13 protein-coding genes are annotated in these 19,441 nt (G+C 44.9%); 4 read left to right on the top strand and 9 right to left on the bottom strand.

The annotated features are described in order from the left end of the window. Nucleotides 1-53: 53 nt before the first annotated feature. The 3 genes from IEY18_RS07475 to IEY18_RS07465 form a co-directional block, all read right to left on the bottom strand. Nucleotides 54-1,163 carry a site-2 protease family protein gene (locus tag IEY18_RS07475; RefSeq protein ID WP_229779779.1) on the bottom strand — a complete coding sequence of 370 codons (1,110 nt, stop codon included), beginning with the start codon at nt 1,161-1,163 and terminating at the stop codon, nt 54-56. A 100-nt stretch (nt 1,164-1,263) separates the two neighbouring features. Beyond that, nucleotides 1,264-2,946: a flagellar assembly protein A gene (locus IEY18_RS07470; protein ID WP_188919401.1), complete on the bottom strand. Its 1,683-nt coding sequence runs from the start codon at nt 2,944-2,946 to the stop codon at nt 1,264-1,266. Between the two features lie 324 nt (nt 2,947-3,270). Then, nucleotides 3,271-4,299 (bottom strand): methyltransferase, encoded by a 1,029-nt coding sequence (locus IEY18_RS07465; protein WP_188920014.1) that lies wholly within the window; start codon nt 4,297-4,299, stop codon nt 3,271-3,273. Nucleotides 4,300-4,491: 192 nt separating this feature from the next. On the opposite strand from IEY18_RS07465, the gene IEY18_RS07460 reads away from it, so the two are divergent. The 3 genes from IEY18_RS07460 to IEY18_RS07450 are packed head-to-tail and all read left to right on the top strand — an operon-like array spanning nt 4,492 to nt 8,572. After that, nucleotides 4,492-4,905: a type 2 periplasmic-binding domain-containing protein gene (locus IEY18_RS07460; RefSeq protein ID WP_188919399.1), complete on the top strand. Its 414-nt coding sequence runs from the start codon at nt 4,492-4,494 to the stop codon at nt 4,903-4,905. Further along, nucleotides 4,889-6,061 (top strand): hypothetical protein, encoded by a 1,173-nt coding sequence (locus IEY18_RS07455; protein WP_229779778.1) that lies wholly within the window; start codon nt 4,889-4,891, stop codon nt 6,059-6,061. Before IEY18_RS07460 ends, IEY18_RS07455 begins: the two co-directional genes overlap by 17 nt. Nucleotides 6,062-6,073: 12 nt before the next feature. Then, nucleotides 6,074-8,572, top strand: a complete 2,499-nt coding sequence (locus tag IEY18_RS07450) for a putative bifunctional diguanylate cyclase/phosphodiesterase (protein ID WP_188919397.1) — start codon at nt 6,074-6,076, stop codon at nt 8,570-8,572. A 55-nt stretch (nt 8,573-8,627) separates the two neighbouring features. On the opposite strand, the gene IEY18_RS07445 is transcribed toward IEY18_RS07450, so the two are convergent. From IEY18_RS07445 to IEY18_RS07420, 6 genes are all read right to left on the bottom strand, one after another. Next, nucleotides 8,628-9,938, bottom strand: a complete 1,311-nt coding sequence (locus IEY18_RS07445) for an alkaline phosphatase (protein ID WP_188919395.1) — start codon at nt 9,936-9,938, stop codon at nt 8,628-8,630. Nucleotides 9,939-9,955: 17 nt separating this feature from the next. After that, the gene (gshB, locus tag IEY18_RS07440) at nt 9,956-10,906 is read right to left on the bottom strand and encodes a glutathione synthase (RefSeq protein WP_188919393.1); all 951 of its coding nucleotides are present in this window, start codon (nt 10,904-10,906) and stop codon (nt 9,956-9,958) included. Nucleotides 10,907-11,042: 136 nt separating this feature from the next. Beyond that, nucleotides 11,043-11,774, bottom strand: coding sequence for a 16S rRNA (uracil(1498)-N(3))-methyltransferase (rsmE, locus tag IEY18_RS07435; RefSeq protein ID WP_188919391.1), 732 nt, complete (start codon nt 11,772-11,774; stop codon nt 11,043-11,045). A 128-nt stretch (nt 11,775-11,902) separates the two neighbouring features. Further along, nucleotides 11,903-12,391, bottom strand: coding sequence for a SprT family zinc-dependent metalloprotease (locus IEY18_RS07430; protein WP_188919389.1), 489 nt, complete (start codon nt 12,389-12,391; stop codon nt 11,903-11,905). A 132-nt stretch (nt 12,392-12,523) separates the two neighbouring features. Continuing rightward, complete coding sequence (locus IEY18_RS07425; protein WP_188919387.1) at nt 12,524-13,696, bottom strand: PA0049 C-terminal domain-containing protein; 1,173 nt, start codon at nt 13,694-13,696, stop codon at nt 12,524-12,526. Nucleotides 13,697-13,826: 130 nt separating this feature from the next. After that, nucleotides 13,827-14,738 (bottom strand): LysR family transcriptional regulator, encoded by a 912-nt coding sequence (locus IEY18_RS07420; protein WP_188919385.1) that lies wholly within the window; start codon nt 14,736-14,738, stop codon nt 13,827-13,829. Nucleotides 14,739-14,861: 123 nt separating this feature from the next. On the opposite strand from IEY18_RS07420, the gene IEY18_RS07415 reads away from it, so the two are divergent. Further along, nucleotides 14,862-19,412 (top strand): ATP-binding protein, encoded by a 4,551-nt coding sequence (locus IEY18_RS07415; RefSeq protein WP_188919383.1) that lies wholly within the window; start codon nt 14,862-14,864, stop codon nt 19,410-19,412. Nucleotides 19,413-19,441 lie beyond the last annotated feature (29 nt).

Raw genomic sequence — 19,441 nt, 5'->3', positions numbered from 1 at the left:
GCTGATGCCGCCTGAGCCAAATTGTTATTTGATTATAAGAGATTTGGACTTGCTTAGCTTTGTAGCACTTTGAGTGGTAGGCCCAATATGTCATCGCCTGTACCCGCCAAAAGCCAAATAATACCAATTAACAATCCAACCGTTACGACATACCAAATGGTTGAAAAGATTTGACCGTAGCGATCTAAAGGAATTAAGTCGTTATGATGACGGGTTTTCCATTCTAAAAAAATCTCTATGCTACCAATGAGTAGTAGAAAACCAAATAGGGCTAAACCTAAGCTGTAGCTAATAAATATCCCCAGTGCCGCAGCAATGGCACAGACAGCTAGGCCAAGCTTACTATTCATTGAAAAACTAATGCTTTTTAATATGTGTCCACCGTCAAGGGGTAAAATAGGTAGCATGTTAAAGAGGTTTAAAAGTGCATTCATTGCGGCGATACCCGCGAAGAAAATGTGATCGGTTAAGCCGTAAAGGATGAGTGCAAGTAGAGACATAAATAGCCCAAAAGTGGGCCCCATGATGGATATGACAACGTTTTGCCAGCGCGTATTAATTTTGTCATCGCTGACAGCCATCCCTCCCATAAAGGGGATCAGGTACATGCCTTTGGTTTTCATTCCAAAATAACGCATCGCTTTGATATGACCATATTCATGAACGATAAGACAGCCAATCAAGGTGAGCGCAAATGGCAGAGAAAACAACCAAGAGTATGCGGCAAGGCTTGCTCCAGCCAATACGACTTTGATCATTTTGGCGCTTTTGAGCAACTTAAACCCAAGTGAAGCGAGGCCAATGATGCTAATTTTTGCTTTTGCTGCGACCTTGTGTTTTGGCGCTGATTGTTCCAATTGTTTCTGTGTTCGACCCCCTTCATCTTGTAGTTGATCGTTGACGAATATTCGATATTTTAAATGAAAGGGTTGCCAGCACAGATCAACTTCGACTTTGACATGAATGCTCACCGTGCGTTCTGCATCGGTTCCGGCATGAGAGACTTGTTTGAGTTCAAACTCATGGGATTGGATAGCGGGTTGTTCACTGTTGGCTTCAATGACTGAGACCGCTTTGTTGTCCCAAAAGACTTGTTGCCAGCCAGCCATAGAGGCTTCAAAGCGCAATGGTCTCCCGAGGCACTCTGTGTTAAATAATTCCACGTTTACTTACCTAGTATGATGAAAAACACACTCACGGGGTGAGTGTGCTTGTTGGATATAAATTCAAGGGCTCTACAGTAGCGCTTTGCCTAGAGAAGTTCTATTTTTTACTATCACTCGCATAATTAAATTGAATTTCTTGATCGACATTGAGCAAAGTACAGGGACCGTGTTCTCGATTGCTTTTGTGCCACGCTGGGCCGATATGAATTTCCGCATTCGGGAATATATGCTTTATCGCTTCAACTTTATGCTTCTGATAATATTCTTTTATCTCTTTTTTTAGCGCGTGAAACTCTTCTTCTTCCCGTTCTTTTTCGGCAACAATCATTTTTTTCTGTTCAAGCATCATGTTGACTTGCTCAACCATTACATAATCGTCTTGCCACTCTTCTTGAGGGGGGAGTTTTTTAATCCGAGCATTGATATCGAGGCCTGCAACTACAATGGATTTGACGCTTTCGCTGAGCTCTTTGAGGTTATGTTTCATTTCGTCTTGATTCATTGCACAATAGATTTCTGTTTTCGTGCCCGCTGTAGCGCCAATCACGACGGCTTTTACGCCATTGTCAGCATGGACGGTCCCGCCAATGAGGTCGCCTCTGCGATTATTCGGATCGCAAACCGTAAGGCTAGCATTGGTTTTGGTATGGCTGTGCAATAACTGTTTGGTGACGAGAACTTCGCCTTCAGCTTGTAATTCTGAATACTGAACAAACTGAGCGCAAATTTGTCCTTTTGCTTTAATATGAGCAGAGACTTCAAAGTCTTGATTTGGTTGTTGTCGCCCAATAATCCCCTTGCTCACAATAATATCTCCGTCAGCTTCTAGGGTGGCTGAGTCGACAAACCCCATTACGGTGATATCGCCTGTGCTTTTAACTTGCATGCCTTCGCTAACATCACCAGTGATAAGTACGCTGCCTTTAAAGTTAACGTGACCAAATCCTACGTTGACATCTTTGATTTGCAATACATCATCAACTTGCATGCCTTTGGCGGTTTCAACCGGTTGGCCTGATACTGTGGCAATGAGCTCTAATGAATTGCGAGGAGATCGCTCCGTGCCTTCTCCTGGGGTAAAGTCAGCATCTTTGCCTGGTTTTGCTGGCAGCGTTTCGCCAAGAACATTGAACCCCGGGATACCTTCGGTGGCCGGTTTTTTACGCATGAGGACGTCATTGGGCTTAACCATAACCATTGAGCCTAAATCCCGCATATCGACCGTGCCGTCTTCTCGCTCTTGTGGGTGTAGTAACCTCTCTCTTGCCAAGGCAACTTTACGCTCGATAACGGCGTTCACACCGTGCACAGCCTGTTTTCCTTGGGCAATAATTGTTTCGCAAGTTTGGCCGGGCTTTAAACGCTCATAGTGTTTGATTAAGACTGTGATGCGCTTCTTTTTTAACCCCATTTTAATTTGGTGGTTTTTGAGGGCTTGCAAGATGTCATTGAGCGTGAGTGCTTGCCCTCCCCAAGGGGCGGTGAGTAGCGCTGATGCTTCCATTTTATCTTTGCTGATCGTGATATCAATGGTGCCATTTTTGCGTTCAGCTATCGGGTAGAATAGCTCGACACCTTCATCTTCACTGCCTAAGGCTGAATTGACTTCTTTGATAGCTTTTTCATGCACAGGCAGCATGGGGCAAAAGCGACGAAATTCCGATTGCTTGAGCAGCGTGAGAATATCGTCGGCTGAAATAGGGCCGTGCAAGGCCGGAGTAATTCGCAGCTCTGCTTGATTACCGTCATGACTCAGTTGAACTTGATCTGGAGCTAGCATCTAAACCCCTGGTAATACAATAATAATCAGTCTTATTACATCACCTGAGTATAACAGCAGTTTCTTTCATCAATACAGCCCTAAATCAGACTAAAGTCTCAGTGAGTGAGCTTGCTTGAATAAACCTCATACTTGCTTTGAAAGTCACATAATAAAAAGGGGATGACAACGCATTAACTTATTATAGAACAAGCACTTCTATTTACTGCTTATCGGTACGTAATTTGATGAGTCTGTGGACGTTTTCTCGAAGCAAGCCATGCTGAAAGGCCGAAAGAATTGAGTGTGACAACCGATTTGCCGCCACACTTCATTGAAAAACAGCTATTTAATTCGGTTTTGGTAAATCTTGTATTTATTATTTTCAGCGATGCAATTAACCGTATCAAAATGTTGCGCAATCGCGTCACTATAGGGTAAGTGTCGGTTGGCTACGATCTGCCACAGTCCATTGGCATTCAGGCGCTGGCGGCTTTCGGCAACAAATTCAGTGGTGATTGACAGTGTACTGGCCAGGCCATCGTGAAAGGGCGGGTTAGAGATGATGGCATCAAACTTACCTTGGGTCTGTTTCAGTCCGTCAGAGGGGTAAACTTTGGCCTTTAAATCGTTTGCCTGCAAAGTAAGCTCGCATGACGCTAGTGCCATGGCATTAATATCAACACACTCCATCTCGAGCTCGGGTTGCTGTTTTAGCAATATGGCTGCTATCACTCCTGCACCACAACCAAAATCAAGTGTGCGACCGTGCAAAGATGGCAGGTTTTCGAGCATTAACGCTGTACCTGCATCGATTTTCTTCTCGCTAAAAACCCCTACAAGGTTGCAAATTTCAATGGTGCCCGCTGCTGTTTCGAGTTGATAACTCGACGACCAGTCTTGTAATTGAATTGCCGGGGCGCTTTGCACTAATTCGGCCGCAAACAAAATGCAGTGGCGGGCACTGTCGAGTTTATGAAAGCGTGAGAAACAGTGATGTGTGTTTTTTGCCAAAGACTTAATGCCGCCTTTATTTTCTCCGACGACGAGCAATTGTCCTGACTCGGATAGGTGGCTTGCCGCAAGCGCAAAAAGATAGGGGGCAAGGTTTTTGGCTTTTGGGAAAAAAACAATAACCGTATCAAAAATTTTGCTTTGCGGCAGGCTATGACCAAAGTGTAAGTGCAGGCGATCACTCTGGTGTGGCACCATGGTTAAATGGTGGTGGTAGTCCAGCGCAAGTGCTTCAACCTCTGTCGTGTTTTCTAACAATTTTAAAGGCAGTAAGTCGCTCTCATAATTTAAAACGAGAACACGTTGATGCTCAAATAATTCGCTATTGCGGATAAGGACTTGCGATGGATTGGATAGCACTAGAGTTAATTTGTCGATAGAAATTTGGTTGGCATTATAGCTGAACAAATCATAAAAACTCATGATTAATTGTGCGAGAGAGTCGTTTCTCTCCTAGACTTTAAATCACGAAGTCGTGGTTCAGGGTCTTCTAAGTTCCCCGATAGCGAATAGAAACGAGCAGATAAGGAAGACTGCGGAGGGAGAAGCAGGATGCGATTTTTAACGATAGGGATGTTGGTTCTGTGCCTATTTTGTGCGCGAACATTAGCTGCTCAAGTGATTGTTCACGATAGCGTGTTGCAGTTTCCTACCCCTTTACCAGAGCTTCGATTAATTTTCTCCAAACAGAAAACCTTCTGGCCAGATGGGCAGCCTATTGCCGTATTTATCTTGGCACCAGACTCTGATCTTCATCAAGAGTTCTGCATTAAACAGTTAGATATTTTGCCATACATCCTCCAACGACGATGGGATCGACTTGTGTACTCTGGTACCGGGGAAAGGCCCGTTATTCTTGATTCTGAAGAAGAAATGCGCGAACGAGTCAATTCGACCCCCGGCGCCATTGGATATATCTCTGAATCAATCGCATTAGCAGGAGGCAATTATGTTTGGGAGCAGTAAGAAATACCTACATGGAGCTGTGCTCATTTGGTTTGTTTCTCCAGCGGTGAATGCAAGTGAGTGGCAATTTAATGGGTTTATCAGTCAAGGTTACGCTACAGCTGAAGATAGTCAGTTTGTGGTTGGCAAGTCGGGCGATACAGCAAATATCACAGAAGCTTCTATTACCTCCTCATGGAAGATTAACGATAATTATCGTATGGCAGGCGCTTTGAACTTCAGGCAATGGGGAGAGCTGGCTGAAGCCGACGTAGATTTTGATTACTTATTTGCCGAATATACGCGCAATGTGAATAGCTCTCTTTATGGTGCTCGACTAGGTCGATTTAAAAACGAGTTTGGTTTTTACTCGAGTACTCGTGACGTGCCGTTTACTCGACCAAGCATCATGTTGCCGCAATCAATTTATGCAGATTATTTCAGAGATACCCAGTTGCATATTGATGGTATTGATCTCTTTGGATCCCATGCACTGAATTCAGGAGTTATTCACTGGCACACGTCCTATGGACAAATCACTGTGACCGATGATTTGTTGCGTAATGTCAATGGCTCTGTCGATTCTGGCGAGTACGACTCTCAGGAGTTCTACGCGCTTGATATCGATTACCAAATGGATAACGCGAGGCTAGGGGTAAGTTATTATCGAGCCGGTGTTGATTTCTCGCCAATTGCCCCTGCTTTATATTCCGAGGGCGACATTGTTCAGCATACTTGGGTTTTCTCTGGTCAGTATCGTTATGAGATGTTTGAGTTGACTACAGAGTATTTGACAAGTGATCGCGCGATTAATCAGATCATTTATCCAGAGCTTCTCGGTGAGGTTGAATCAAGATCATCTGGTTTTTATGCCGATATCCGAGCTTATCTTCCTTATCAGCTGGAGGCTTTTGTTCGGTATGATCAACATTATGACGATATCGACGATAAAAATGGTGCCAATTTAGAGTTAACCACAGGGGATCCTAGATACTACGCCTATACCTATGATTGGACTGTAGGGCTGCGGTGGTTCCCTGATTCAAATTGGATGGTTGCTGCTGAATATCATGACGTCAAAGGCGCGTCTTGGGTAACACCTTTGCTTGTTCGTGACCCAACCTCGCAAGCGAAACGATGGTCGCTGTTTGCTTTACAGCTCTCCTATCGTTTCTAGCGGGGAGACAATATGGTTAGCACCAAGTTCAACTCAATTTTCATTAGCCTCAGGTTTAAGTTATTAGCCGGTGTCTTGGGGATTCTGACTTTTGTTGCCTTGTTCTTGGGAGCTTTTGCATACAGCCAACTCATTCATCAACAAAATTACCTGTTAGATGGCCAGCAAGAGCGCTTGGCGCAAAACCTTAACTCTTCGATTCGTTTGGTGGTTGACCAAGTTGCAGCCACGAGTCAGCAACTGGCATTAATGGCTCAGGCTGATGAAATTGATGTGGGTGTTGAAGATTACCAGCGGCTGTTGAAACAGCAATGGTCTGATATTCAGCTCTATTGGGACATGAGAACGGTCAGCCTAGTTGAATCAAGTGGTCGTTTACTCGCACATGCCGGATTACCTTTAGAGGTTAGTGATCATCAATGGTTAGATAAAATCGGTGTTGTTTACGAGCCGCAATATCGGTTTGATTGCGATGCAAGTTGCAGTCTAAAAGTCGTGGTACCGACCTTGTTACAAGGACAAATGCATCTTCTATTTGTTGAAACGGATCTAACCGAAATCTTGGCTCGGTTTCGAATTAACGAAGAATTTGAACTGGCGGTATTGGGGCCTGAGTTAGCATCTAATCAAGCGCCCCTAGATAACGCGGTGCAGTTTTGGTCGCGCAAGCTTTATAGTCTCAGCAATCGCCATAATAGTATTGCAATACTGGATTCGGCATCAAAATCTTGGTCGTGGCAAACGCTCAACCATGGGGATGGTATTTATAAGATTGCCGATGAAACTTGGGCGCTTTGGGTGTTTCCCTTTCAACATGTCGAACCGTCACCCGCACTGTTAGTGATGTCTAATATGGATAGCTGGCATGCTTTGCTTTATCAGTTTCAGCAAAATATGTTGGGTTCTTTATTGTTTTCACTTCTGCTGGCCGGTTCGTTAGTGACGATTATGTTGTGGTCACCGATTTCCCGTTTGGTACAGCTTGCAAAAGTTCTTCCTCTCCTTGCTGAGCATAAGTTTGATCTGCTTCGTCAAACCCTACCGATGCAAAAACAACATTCAATTGATGAAGTCGATTTAGTTAGTTTTGCGACTCATAAACTCGCGGATCGACTGGAAACCCTTGAAGGGGAAGTCGATAGCTATACCAAAGAGCTGGAACGGCTTGCGATGTTGGATACTCTGACGGGGTTACCCAATAAAGCGATGCTGGTTCATGAGCTGAATAAAGCGGTAGCCTGTGTGGGACGAGTGCATAACCAAATCGCTATTTTGTTTTTAGATTTAGATGAGTTTAAGCGAATTAACGATACGCTTGGGCATTCTGAAGGTGATGAGCTATTAAAGGTGGTCTCTACCCGCCTGAATACCAGTGTCCGAGCGATGGACACTGTTTTTCGCCTCGGTGGTGATGAATTTATTGTGTTGTTACGAGGCATGAAGTCGAGCCAAGATGTCAGCAAGGTGATTCATAAGATCTTCGCTTCTTTACAGCAACCAGTGGTCTTGGGTCGCAACAAGCTGATTGTGACAACCAGTATTGGCGTCGTATTTTGTACATCGCCCAATATTCCAGCAGAAGAATTAATCAAGCAATCTGAATTAGCCATGTACCAAGCCAAAGATGGTGGGCGTAGCAACTATCGCGTCTTCACCGAAGATATGATGTTGCAAGCCAATAATCGCCTCATGATTGAACAAGACATTGGTACTGCGATTAGCGATCATCAATTGGCTCTATTTTTACAGCCCATCGTGGCATTACCCCACGGTGAGCTCAAAGGTTTTGAAGCGTTAGTGCGCTGGTTCCACCCTGAACGTGGGTTGATTATGCCGGGCGACTTTATTCCTGACATAGAGCAAAGTGATGCCATTATTGCCGTAGGCAACTATGTTCTTGAGCAAAGTGTGATTTTACTTAAGAAACTATCCGAGCAGGGGTATCAAGATATATACGTTGCCGTGAATTTGTCAGCCAAACACTACCTTGCTCCTGGCTTGAAACAATTTATAGAAGGTTTGTTGCTCCGCTATGATGTTTCGCCGGAGTGTTTGTTATTGGAAGTTACCGAAGAGAGTGTGATGGAGCAGGTTGAGCGTGCCATGATGGTGATGAAGCAACTGAAAGAGCTCGGGGTTCGGATTGCGATTGATGATTTTGGTACGGGTTATTCTTCTCTGAATTACCTGAAACAACTTGCGTTTGATGTGCTTAAAGTCGATCGTTGCTTTACATCTGGTGTTCTGGAGGGTGGCGTTGATACTCATATCGTCACTACCGTCATTGACCTAGCCCATAACCTTGGCAGAACCGTTGTCGCTGAAGGTGTGGAAACATTGCAGCAGAGTCAATTCCTAGCCAAAGCAGGTTGTGAGCTTGCACAGGGCTATTACTATTCTAAGCCGCTAAATCAAGAAAAAGTATTCCAGTTACTTGAGGGAATAGGTCAAGATAACATTTGGCCACGGGTCGATAATGTCAGCCCATTTATTCGCAAGCTGGGGTCATAAGCAACCCACGAATCATCAATGACTGACCAATAACAAAACCGATTGAAAGTGAACGTTAGTTTTGTTGCTGAATCAGGCGAAACAGCTTTTGTGCAATCTCTGTATTGTCTTGAAAGCCGTGGAATAACTCTGAACCTGCACCTTTAGCAAACACTTGCACATCAATACCTGTGTGCCCATTACCAGTCCAGCCAGTATTTGAGCGAACATCGATAAGTTTTTTCAATACTTTATGTATTGCCTTTTCGCCATGGGGGTAAGCGACCTTCAGCGTTGCTAACTCTTGTTCTGTCAGCTGAATACCAAGCTGTGACTGCACTGAGGTTAACCAGTTTGCTTCAGAAGCAGCCTGTGTAGCTATAGCTTGGGGCGTGGCTGCAATTGATTTGAGTATCTCGGGGCGCCATTGGTATTCTCCATTTGCCGCGACCGTCATACCGCCCGTACTGTGGTCTGCTGTGACGAGCAATAGCGTTTGCGGATTTTGTCTTACATATTGTTCAGCGACTTCAATCGCGGACGCAAACTCATCAAGTTCATGCATAGCGGTTGCGATATCATTGTCATGACCTGCCCAGTCAATAAGGCTACCTTCGACTAAAAGAACAAACCCTCGTGGCGACTGCTCTAGGGTTTTGAGCGCATGTTGGGTCATTTGCGTTAAATATTGGGCTTGTTTGTCATCGATCGCCCACGGAAGCTGTACGTCTGCAAATAGTCCCAGCACTTTCTTACTAGAAGAGGAGGAGAGCTGCTCAATATTTGTCAGCGTTTGGTATCCCTGAGATTGAAATTGTTGCAGTAGGGATTTAGGGAAATAACGCTGGCCACCCCCGAGGATGACGTCGGTATTGCTTTTTAGATAGCTTTTGGCTATCTGCTCGTAATTTCGGCGGCTCTCGTTATGACTTATAAAAGCCGCTGGTGTTGCGTGGTTAACTTGAGATGTTACTGCTATGCCTGTCTTTTTACCTTGCTTGTATGCCAATTCAAACAATGTTGTTAGCGGTTGGTGTTGTGCGTTGACGGAGATCGCACCATTGTAGGATTTCTCTCCCGTAGCTAAAGCTGTCGCCGCAGCTGCAGAGTCAGTAATATAGCCACTTTCTTTTGCCGGATAAGTGCTTGAGGTGCCTACGAGCAGCCGATCAAAAACCGTTTCTTCAACTTCATTTGTTGACGGGTTATCTTTGTAGTAACGATAGGCGCTGGTATAAGCTGGGCCCATCCCATCGCCAATCATTATGATGATATTTTTAGGTGTTGGGGTTTCAACTTGTGCAAGCGTACTCGCTTGTAAACCAAAAGATATGACCGTGAAACATGCAGTAATCAAAGCAATGATTGGTGTTGAAACTTGACCCATGAAAATATCCTTTTTCGTTATTGTGTTTGTAAACGTGCTTCAATAGCATCCATGAGCATGCCTGTAATATCAACATCAAATGCTGCTTGGATTTCTCGAATACAGGTTGGGCTGGTGACATTGATTTCGGTGAGCTTGTCCCCAATCACATCTAGGCCCACAAAAATTAGACCTCGTTTTTTCAATGTCGGACCTATGGTGCGCGCAATATGCCAGTCACTCTCTGAAAGTGGTTGAGCAACGCCTCGTCCACCTGCAGCAAGGTTGCCCCGTGTTTCTCCTTTTTGCGGAATACGGGCTAGCGAGTAGGGCACGGGCTCACCGTCAATCACAAGGATCCGTTTGTCTCCAGCGGTAATGTCTGGAATGAAGGCTTGTGCCATGGTGTATTGTTGACCGTGATTGGTGAGCGTTTCAATGATGACCCCTAAATTAGGGTCATTGGCCTTCACCCTAAAAATAGAGCTGCCACCCATGCCATCAAGCGGTTTCAGAATGACATCGCCTTTACGCTGGTGGAATTCGCGGATCCGATGTTCATCACGGGTCACGAGAGTTTCTGGGGTGAACTCAGAGAACCATGCTGTAAATAGCTTTTCGTTAGCATCTCTTAGGCTTTGAGGTTTGTTAACGATCAAAACACCTTGTTCTTCCGCCCGCTCTAACATGTAAGTTGCGTAGATAAACTCAGTATCAAAAGGAGGGTCTTTACGCATCAAAATGACGTTGAGTTCCGCCAGAGGCGTGTCAATCGCATCTTCTAGCTGATACCAGTTTTCTGGATCTTGCTGCACACGAAGTTTGCGCATTTTACCCATTGCTTGACCATTCACCATAGCGAGGTCTTGCATTTCCATATAATACAGCTCGTAACCACGAGCTTGTGCTGCCATCAACATAGCGAAGCTAGAGTCTTTTTTGATATTGATGTCGCTGATGGGGTCCATCACGATGCCGAGTTTGATCATGGGTTATCCTTTTGTATCGATATTATTCGATAGAAAATCGGGGCATAGTCGTCCCGTCTGTATTTTTAAATTGCTAATGTTTAAGTCGGTTGCGCGTAGCTCGCTTTGATAAAGAGCCCGAAAAACCAGTTGCTCATTAGCCTAAATCGCCAAATTTCATTTGTAAGGCACTGAGCGTGGTGAGTGCCGCAGTTTCTGTTCTGAGAACACGAGGTCCTAGCTGGATCTCCGTAAAAGACAGGGTTTCTGTCATTTTTATTTCCTGCTCAGACAAACCGCCCTCAGGTCCAATTAATAACCGAATTCTTGTCGTTTCTATATTTAATCCATTGATGCCAAATTGGGCTCTTGGGTGTAAGTTGAGCTTAAGGGCTGTTGTTGTTTCTGCGCACCAGTCTTGGACTGACATGGCTGGACGAATTTGCGGGACAATGCTTCGACCCGATTGTTCACAAGCACTAATGGCGATTTTTTGCCATTGTTGAATCTTTTTAGCCAGTCGTTCTCCTGTGAGCTTAACACCGCAACGCTCAGAAAATAGTGGCGTAATTGTATTCACGCCGAGTTCAACCGACTTTTGAATGGTAAAGTCCATTCTATCACCGCGCGAAATGACTTGGCCTAAATGAATGTTCAGCGGGGACTCACACGAGTTTTCAATATTTGAAAGTACTTTAACGGTGACATTCTTTTTGTTCGCGTGGCTGATTTCGCATAGGTAATCGTAGCCATCATTATTGAACAAACTGATTTGTTCGCCAGCGCCCATGCGCAGCACACGACCAATATGGCCAGCTCCTTCATCATCGAGTTGGAAATCACTTCCAACGTGAATGGGCGCATCCTGGAAAACTCTTGGCACTCTCATAAGGGCTTTATTACCTACCGAAAAACTACATTATGGGCTTATTGAACAAAACAGAGAAGAGCTACTCTGCGCTTTGTTGTTCGTGGGTCGCCCTACAAAAAATATTGCGGGCTCAATATACAAGCTCTTTAAGCGAATCGCCGCAATGTTTGCTGGCAGCGGCGGCAACGATATTGTGTCTCACCGCGCATCACCTTGTTATGGCGACGAATGGATAGTTTTACAAGGCCACATCCGCATTGATAGTCAAATTGTTTTCCTGTCACCGATTGCGTATTAAACTGATGTGTTGCCGTCGGGCGTAGAGCAAAAATATTGATCATCAATGCTTGCCATTCTTTTCCGTGAGGGCGTACTCGGCCAAATTGTTGGTGCGCAACTAAATGACAGATTTCATGGGGCACCACCTCTGTTAAAAATGCATTGAGGTTTTCGTGTAATAAGATTGGATTAAAGCGCAATTGGTTGGTCGCTAGATTCGCGGTGCCGGCGGCTTTACCGCGCAGTGAAAAACTGACCCTTGGCCGTGAAAAAGCCTGTTTCAATACGGCTTCCACTTGTTGATAGCAGATGTCGACCTGTTGGCGTACTTTAAGTTGTTCTTGTTCAGAAGTCATTGGGTCAATATCAAGGTGATTACGGTAGATAACTGAATTGTTTAACCGGATTGCAGCTAAAGGTGGTGCAACTTGTATGGGCCTAAAATAAAAGATGGGCTTAAATCAAACATTGAATTAAGCCCTTTAAATTTAGAGTGTTTGAGCCGCAGCCATTAACATGGCTTTGACCTGATCTACGATTTTCGCTTCAACTTCTGGGTCAAATCCTTTTACGCGAGGAGTATGGATATGGCCTACTGGTATCCGACTATTGAATTGCTGCTGAAGTAACACGCTACGATATGAAATCTCATTCGATAAATACCCGCCCCCAGAGCCTTGTACTGAAATAGCACTGTCGAGTTCACCTAAGCTGGAGGCGTCAAATTCACCGCGACTTAACGTTGTGATAGTTCGGTTATCATTGACAGCCCACTCACCTTTAACCGCTTGCATTGCTGCGACAGGTAAAGAAAATTCAACAAATTCCGGCCCTTTGAGTGTTGTGCCATTGAATCCAGGAGCCTTGGGGAGTGTCATGCTGGCACCGGTATAGTGATTAAGGTTATCCGGTGCGCTGGCGCTTCGGTTGCGCCCAGGGAAACGCTCAAGATCAAATGCATCGCGACCCATGCTGACTGTTGCAATCATGTCGACGCTATTGTCACGGTAAATAGGCGTTAACATAGACTCGATGATGCCATTATCAAAGTCAGAATAACGAACCGGAATCATGGCTGTTTCCACTTGAACGCGCTTTCCATTCACTTTAAAGCGATAACCATCTAGCGCGAGAGCCACTAACCCTGACGGGTTACTTTGTTCAATATTTCTATCTAAGAAAAATGGGTCAAATCCAGTGAGTAATATTTTAATTTGTGCTTGCTCAGAGAAGGCGATATCACTGAGCCCTCGAGATGCAGACTCAACCGCTTTGATTAAAATATCTTTTTGCCAAGGCACGATGTTGAATCCTGGGCGGTTTTGTTTAATCAAAGCCCGCATGGCGAGGCGGCTCCAATACAAAGAGCGGTCATCATTGTTGCCTGACTGTACATCGCGTACCGCTTGCTGCCAGAGGCGAACTCCTTGGCTAGCAACCATTTGCGTGATTTTTAATTCATCGTTATGGCTTTGATATTTGCTCGCTAACCCATCGACAAGGCCTGCATAACGCGCGGTGACTTCGGGCATGGTCTGCTGCGCTTTGAGTATGCGTGCTTCTTCAACATTAAATGAGAGGTCAACTGCCTGCGTCGCTGAGCTCAGACCGCTAACGGCAATTGCTGCGGAAACGAGTATCGCAAGACTGGGCTTCTTCATGGCTTATTCCTTTAATTCTTGTCGGTCGAATGCTTGATTTCAAGCACGCAAAATTCATTCAGAAAGTATAGCTTACCCTGTAGATTACATGGCAAAGCTTTGAAGGGAAAGTGATTAATAATCAACCCACTTACCCCATTAAAGATTGCAGCGACTCTTGGCTATTAAAGCGCTTATTAAAGAAATCCAAAAACACACTAATATTGGTCGCTAATTGTCGTCGACTTGAGTATACCCCATAGACTTTAAATGCTTCTATGGGCCACTCCTGCAAAATTGGCACAAGGCTGCCGTTTGCCAGTTCCGTTTTACAGACCGAATTCGATAGCATCGCAATGCCGTAATCATCCAGTGCAAGTTGTTTTACCATAATGGCACTATTAACGCGGACTTTACGCTTGAAGCTGACCATTGTTTTACGGCTCCCTTTACCCAATGGCCAAATGGGCAATGAGCGGGAGGTGCCTAACAGAATGCCTTTGTGGTTTGAAAGTTCTTTTGGTGTGGCCGGGGTACCGTTGGATTTTAGGTAGCCTGGGCTGGCGACCAAAATTGGTTGGCGCTCAAACAAAAGCCGGGCAACTAAATCGGAAGATTGCAGTGGTCCATATTTAATTGCGATGTCATAGCCTTCTCCGACCAGTCCCACGTCATTATCGGTGAACTGAACATCAAGTTCGATATTTGGGTAAAGGCGCATAAAGCCACTACACATATTGGCGATGAGTTCTTGACTGAAAGAAACCGGAATTGCAATCCGTAATGAGCCACTAACATCGTTATGTGTATTTTCAATTGTTGCCTTGGCGGCTTCGATTTCGTCACCTATGACGTCGCAATGTTGATAGAAAAGTGCTCCGACCTGTGTGAGGCTGAGGTTGCGAGTATCCCGTTGTAAAAGTCTCACGCCAAGTTGCTCTTCGAGCTGTGCAACCTTACGACTAATGGTTGATTTTGGTAACCCAAGTTCCCGTGCTGCTTGAGAAAAACCATTTGCTCTAACCACTGCTGCGAACAGCATCATCCCGTTTAAATCTGCCATAAAAAACCAACTGTCTCAAAAATGGAACAAAGCGTCTACAGCAGTTTAATGGTATTTGCAGGCATAACAAAGTTATATTTAGCCGTTAAAAATTTTAAGAGGCTAAGCAGAGGATCTTTTTTGATGACCAGCACTAATCAGCCCGTAAACACGACACAAATTCAGACTGCCGATCCGCTCTTTTTGGAAGCGGAACATTTGGCAAAAGACTTCTCTCTGTTTCCAAAGCATAGTAAACAGAGTTTGTCGGAAGAAGTTAAAGGATTGCTAGGCGAAGATACGATTCAGGCTAACCTGAAGGATCTTGCACAGTTAGATGTCGATGGATACGTGACGAAAGTAATTCAACCGACTCAAGACAAAAATCGCCCCGGCGCGAAACGTATGATTGCCGACTTAAAAGGCAAGCTTATTACAGAAACCCATAATGGCCCTTTTTATAGTGCTGAGATTGAACTGAATTTCGGATCTCGCACCCGCCGTGTTGGTTTTGTTGCCCAAGAACGTACCACGAGTAATGGTGCGTGGATGCCTGAGCACCACCTTGCATGTTGTCATGCGGTGCGTCATTTTGCTGAACTGGCCATGCCAATTATTTACCTTATTGACACCCCCGGTGCCGATGCAGGTGAAGCGGCGAACAGCCAAAACCAAGCGCACTCAATTTCAAAAGCCATTGCAGAAAGTGCCAATGTAGATGTGCCTACGGTTGGTATCGTCATTGGTGCAGGCTATTCCGGTGGTGCGATTCCACTGGCTGCGGCAAACATTTTGCTGTCGCTTCGAGATGCCATTTTTAATACGATTCAGCCGCAAGGTTTGCAAAGTATTGCACGTAAGTACAACCTTTCTTGGCAGGAATGTGCTAAATCAGTCGGAGTCTCTCCAGAAGAGCTTTACACCGCAGGATGTATAGACGGCATTGTTGATTTTTCTCCTTCAGACACCGATGAGCGTCAGCATAATTTACGCCGCGCAATTATCAGCAGTATCGAAGCTGTAGAAAAAGCAGCAGTAGAATTTGTTCGCGACTCTAAAGACTTACGTGAGCATTATGATCGCAGTCTAACGCGTTTTCTTGAACCATCTAAAGACTTAGTGGCTCTTGAAGACCAGTCCGAACTCGCGGTTGCGGCAAACCCAACGATGCACTTAAACCTGTTTGGTAGTGCATACCGTTACCTACGTTATTTGACTCTACGTAGTCGTATACATTCTATACCTGAAGGAGAGTACGGTCGCTTATCAAAAGTGAGCGTGCCTGAAGGTGACTTGCTTGCGCGTATTCAACGTGAGCAAGATAAAGTGTTCCAGTCGTGGTTATCTAATCCTGATAAGTTGGTTTACGACGAAGAGTTAAACAAGCTGTGGGGCAACTTCATTGCCAAGCGTGAAGAAGTCTCTACAGAGCGTAACGTATTAACGCGTTTAATTTTGGGTGAACCAAAAGAGAATTACAAAAAAGCACGTAAAGCGCTGATGTTTAACATTGGTTGGTCGCTTTACCATCGCTGGAAAGGCAACGCCAAGAATAACTTCAAAGGCCTGATCCACTACCTTGAGACCATTCCACCTGAAGTGACTCAAACTGAGTGGCCTGAGCTGAACAAAATGAGTGTGCTTGATGTGATCGTCCATGACGAATTACGTGAAGACTTCATTTGGCATTGTCACAACATCTTAGTCTTTGATTCTCTTTATGATCATGTTGTAGGTGACTTGGCTTCGATTTCCAAAGAAGCCATGCTCTCAAAAAGCCTGTCTCGTAACTCTGTAGATAACCTTCTACATACGTCGATTGATAGCGCATTGTCGACACAAGATACTGCCAATGATAAGAGCAAGTTCTACAAGTGGCTGAAGTACTTCATGAATCAGTCAAACCGTGCGGAACTGCTAACTCGTACAGAGCAATGGAAGAGTGTTGGTTTCCCGCAGTTAAATGACAGTCTGTTTGTGATCTTGACTTACTTCTTTGAGCGTTTGTTGCCTGAATTCTTCGACAGTGAAGAAGATACAAATAAGTATACCGGCGCCATTAACCCTGTACGTATCGGTCGTCGTAAAGACTTCTGGAACCGCCTCACTATGGGTTACCAAGATCTTCTGATTCAAAAAGTTCTACGCGATGAAAAACGCGCTGGCAAGATGACTTGGGAAAATATCATTGAGAAGTTCTTTACTCACTTCGATGAAATTAACGCAGATAAAATGTCTGCAAACTTACTCAACTTCCCAGGTTTCCGACTGTCTATTGAAGATGCATTAGACCGTGGCGTTCGTCCATGTGGTTTGATTACAGGTCTGGCTGATTTTGAGCGTGATGGACAAAACATTCGTGTGGGTGTGGCTGTGTCTAATACAGCATTCCAAGCGGGTGCGTTTGATATGGCAAGTGCCGAGAAATTCAGTGACCTGTTGATTGAATGTGCCAAACGTAAGCTGCCGGTGATCTGTTTTATCAGTTCTGGCGGGATGCAAACGAAAGAAGGCGCTGCAGCGCTATTCTCGATGGCTGTGGTGAATGATCGTATCACGCGTTTTGTACGTGACAACGAATTGCCTATTATGATGTTTGGATTCGGTGACTGTACCGGTGGTGCACAAGCAAGCTTTGTGACACATCCACTGGTGCAAACTTACTATCTGTCGGGCACGAACATGCCGTTTGCCGGACAAATGGTTGTGCCAAGCTATTTGCCTACTACTTCGACGCTTTCGAACTACTTATCGAAGGTGCCGGGTGCGATGAATGGCTTAGTTCATAACCCATTTACCGATTCATTGGATGACCGTCTCACCAGTATTGACCCGCTGATGCCAAGAGCAACAGAAAACATTGGCGACTTGATCACCAAAGCGGTATCTACGCTTGTTCCTGAAATGATTGTTGAAGATGAGACCATCGTACAAAACGATCCGCGCGAACTGATGAAGCCTATCGATAAGGTTCTGGTTCATGCTCGTGGTTGTACGGCTGTCAAACTGATTCGCAAAGCACATGATAATGACATCAATGTTGTACTTGTGGCTTCTGATCCAGACATGAACGCTGTTCCAGCAGACATGCTAAAAGAGAATGACAAGCTCGTTTGTATTGGTGGTAACACGTCTGATGAGAGTTATCTAAACGCATATTCGGTTCTTAAAGTTGCCGAGTATGAGCAGGTCGATGCGCTTCACCCTGGGATTGGGTTCCTATCTGAAAGTCCACAGTTTGCGGCACTATGTGTCAATAATGGTGTGAACTTTGTTGGCCCGAGCGTATTTAGTATGACGACAATGGGTAACAAGTCGAACGCAATTAAAACCTCACAGTCGCAAAACGTGCCGGTTGTTCCAGGAAGCCACGGTATTTTAAGCAATGCTGAGCAAGCCGTTAACGTTGCACGAGAAATTGGCTATCCGGTATTGCTGAAAGCAGTACAAGGTGGTGGCGGTAAAGGTATTCAGGTCGTTGAACGCTCTGAAGACATGATTGGCTTATTCCAAAAAACCGCAACAGAAGCCGCAGCAGCCTTTGGTAATGGTGATCTTTATCTCGAGAAGTATGTGACGTCTTTACGTCACATTGAAGTTCAGCTCCTTAGAGATAAGTTTGGAAATACCAAAGTACTTGGCCTTCGTGACTGTTCAGTACAGCGTAATAACCAGAAAGTAATTGAAGAGTCTGGTTCAACGATGTTGCCAGAAAACCTTAAGCAACAGGTGTTGGAATATACTCGAGCTCTGGGCGATGCAACAGACTATATGGGTGCAGGTACTGTCGAGTTTATTTACAACCTCGATGCCAATGAAGTGTATTTCATGGAAATGAATACGCGTCTTCAGGTTGAGCATCCAGTGACAGAAGCCACTTCTGGCATTGATATTGTCAGCGCTCAGTTTGATATTGCTGCGGGTCGTTCAATTGAAGATCTTGCTCCAAAAGAGCAGGGATATGCAATTGAACTTCGTATTACTGCCGAGAAGGCTGCGCTAGATAGTGACGGTGTGCTGCAGTTAGTGCCAAATCCGGGTCAAATTCGCGAGTGCGTAATGCCTGAGCGAGATGACATGGAAATTATCTCTATCGTTGCAGAAGACAAAGAAGTCTCGCCTTACTACGACAGCCTGATTGCACAAATTATCTGTACGGGTAAAGATCGTGAAGATGTTGTCAATAAGCTATACGAATACCTCGATTCGATTGTGATCAAGGGCATTGCGACTAACATTCCATTGTTAAAACGTATCCTGAAAGACAGCACATTTAATGAAGGCGTATACGATACCAACTATTTACCACGCCTGATGGCAGAGCTTGATGTCCCAGAGCTGATTGCAGAAATGGAAGAAGCGGCGGATACAGCAAGTGTTGATACGGCATCATTACGTGTGGGTGAAAGTAATGAGCTGAAAGTACTGGCACAAGGTGCTGGAATCTTCTATACCTCACCCGCGCCGGGTGAAGCAGACTTCGTGAAAGAAGGTGACATTGTTTCAGTGGATCAAACACTTGCGTTAACGGAAGCCATGAAGATGTTTAGTCAAATCTCACTGGCTAGCTTCAATCGTAAAGGTGCAGAGCTATACCCTGAAGACAAGCAATATCGTGTAGAGCGTATTCTCAATGGCAACGGCCAGCAGGTATCGCAAAATGATCTCTTGTTTGTCGTTTCACCCGTAGAGTAAATGTAAAAGGTCTCTGTTAACCTTTTAAT

It is taken from the genome of Shewanella gelidii (assembly GCF_014647855.1).
In the GTDB taxonomy this organism is placed as follows: domain Bacteria; phylum Pseudomonadota; class Gammaproteobacteria; order Enterobacterales; family Shewanellaceae; genus Shewanella; species Shewanella gelidii.
Note: the sequence above shows the minus strand (reverse complement) of the source record. Positions and strands in the feature narration are given on the sequence as shown.

Coding starts and splice junctions, on each gene's coding strand:
- IEY18_RS07415 (WP_188919383.1), top strand. CDS start 14,862: ATGACCAGCACTAATCAGCCCGTAAACACGACACAAATTCAGACTGCC.
- IEY18_RS07470 (WP_188919401.1), bottom strand. CDS start 2,946: ATGCTAGCTCCAGATCAAGTTCAACTGAGTCATGACGGTAATCAAGCA.
- IEY18_RS07460 (WP_188919399.1), top strand. CDS start 4,492: ATGCGATTTTTAACGATAGGGATGTTGGTTCTGTGCCTATTTTGTGCG.
- gshB (WP_188919393.1), bottom strand. CDS start 10,906: ATGATCAAACTCGGCATCGTGATGGACCCCATCAGCGACATCAATATC.
- IEY18_RS07430 (WP_188919389.1), bottom strand. CDS start 12,391: ATGACTTCTGAACAAGAACAACTTAAAGTACGCCAACAGGTCGACATC.
- IEY18_RS07455 (WP_229779778.1), top strand. CDS start 4,889: ATGTTTGGGAGCAGTAAGAAATACCTACATGGAGCTGTGCTCATTTGG.
- IEY18_RS07425 (WP_188919387.1), bottom strand. CDS start 13,696: ATGAAGAAGCCCAGTCTTGCGATACTCGTTTCCGCAGCAATTGCCGTT.
- IEY18_RS07445 (WP_188919395.1), bottom strand. CDS start 9,938: ATGGGTCAAGTTTCAACACCAATCATTGCTTTGATTACTGCATGTTTC.
- IEY18_RS07450 (WP_188919397.1), top strand. CDS start 6,074: ATGGTTAGCACCAAGTTCAACTCAATTTTCATTAGCCTCAGGTTTAAG.
- rsmE (WP_188919391.1), bottom strand. CDS start 11,774: ATGAGAGTGCCAAGAGTTTTCCAGGATGCGCCCATTCACGTTGGAAGT.
- IEY18_RS07420 (WP_188919385.1), bottom strand. CDS start 14,738: ATGGCAGATTTAAACGGGATGATGCTGTTCGCAGCAGTGGTTAGAGCA.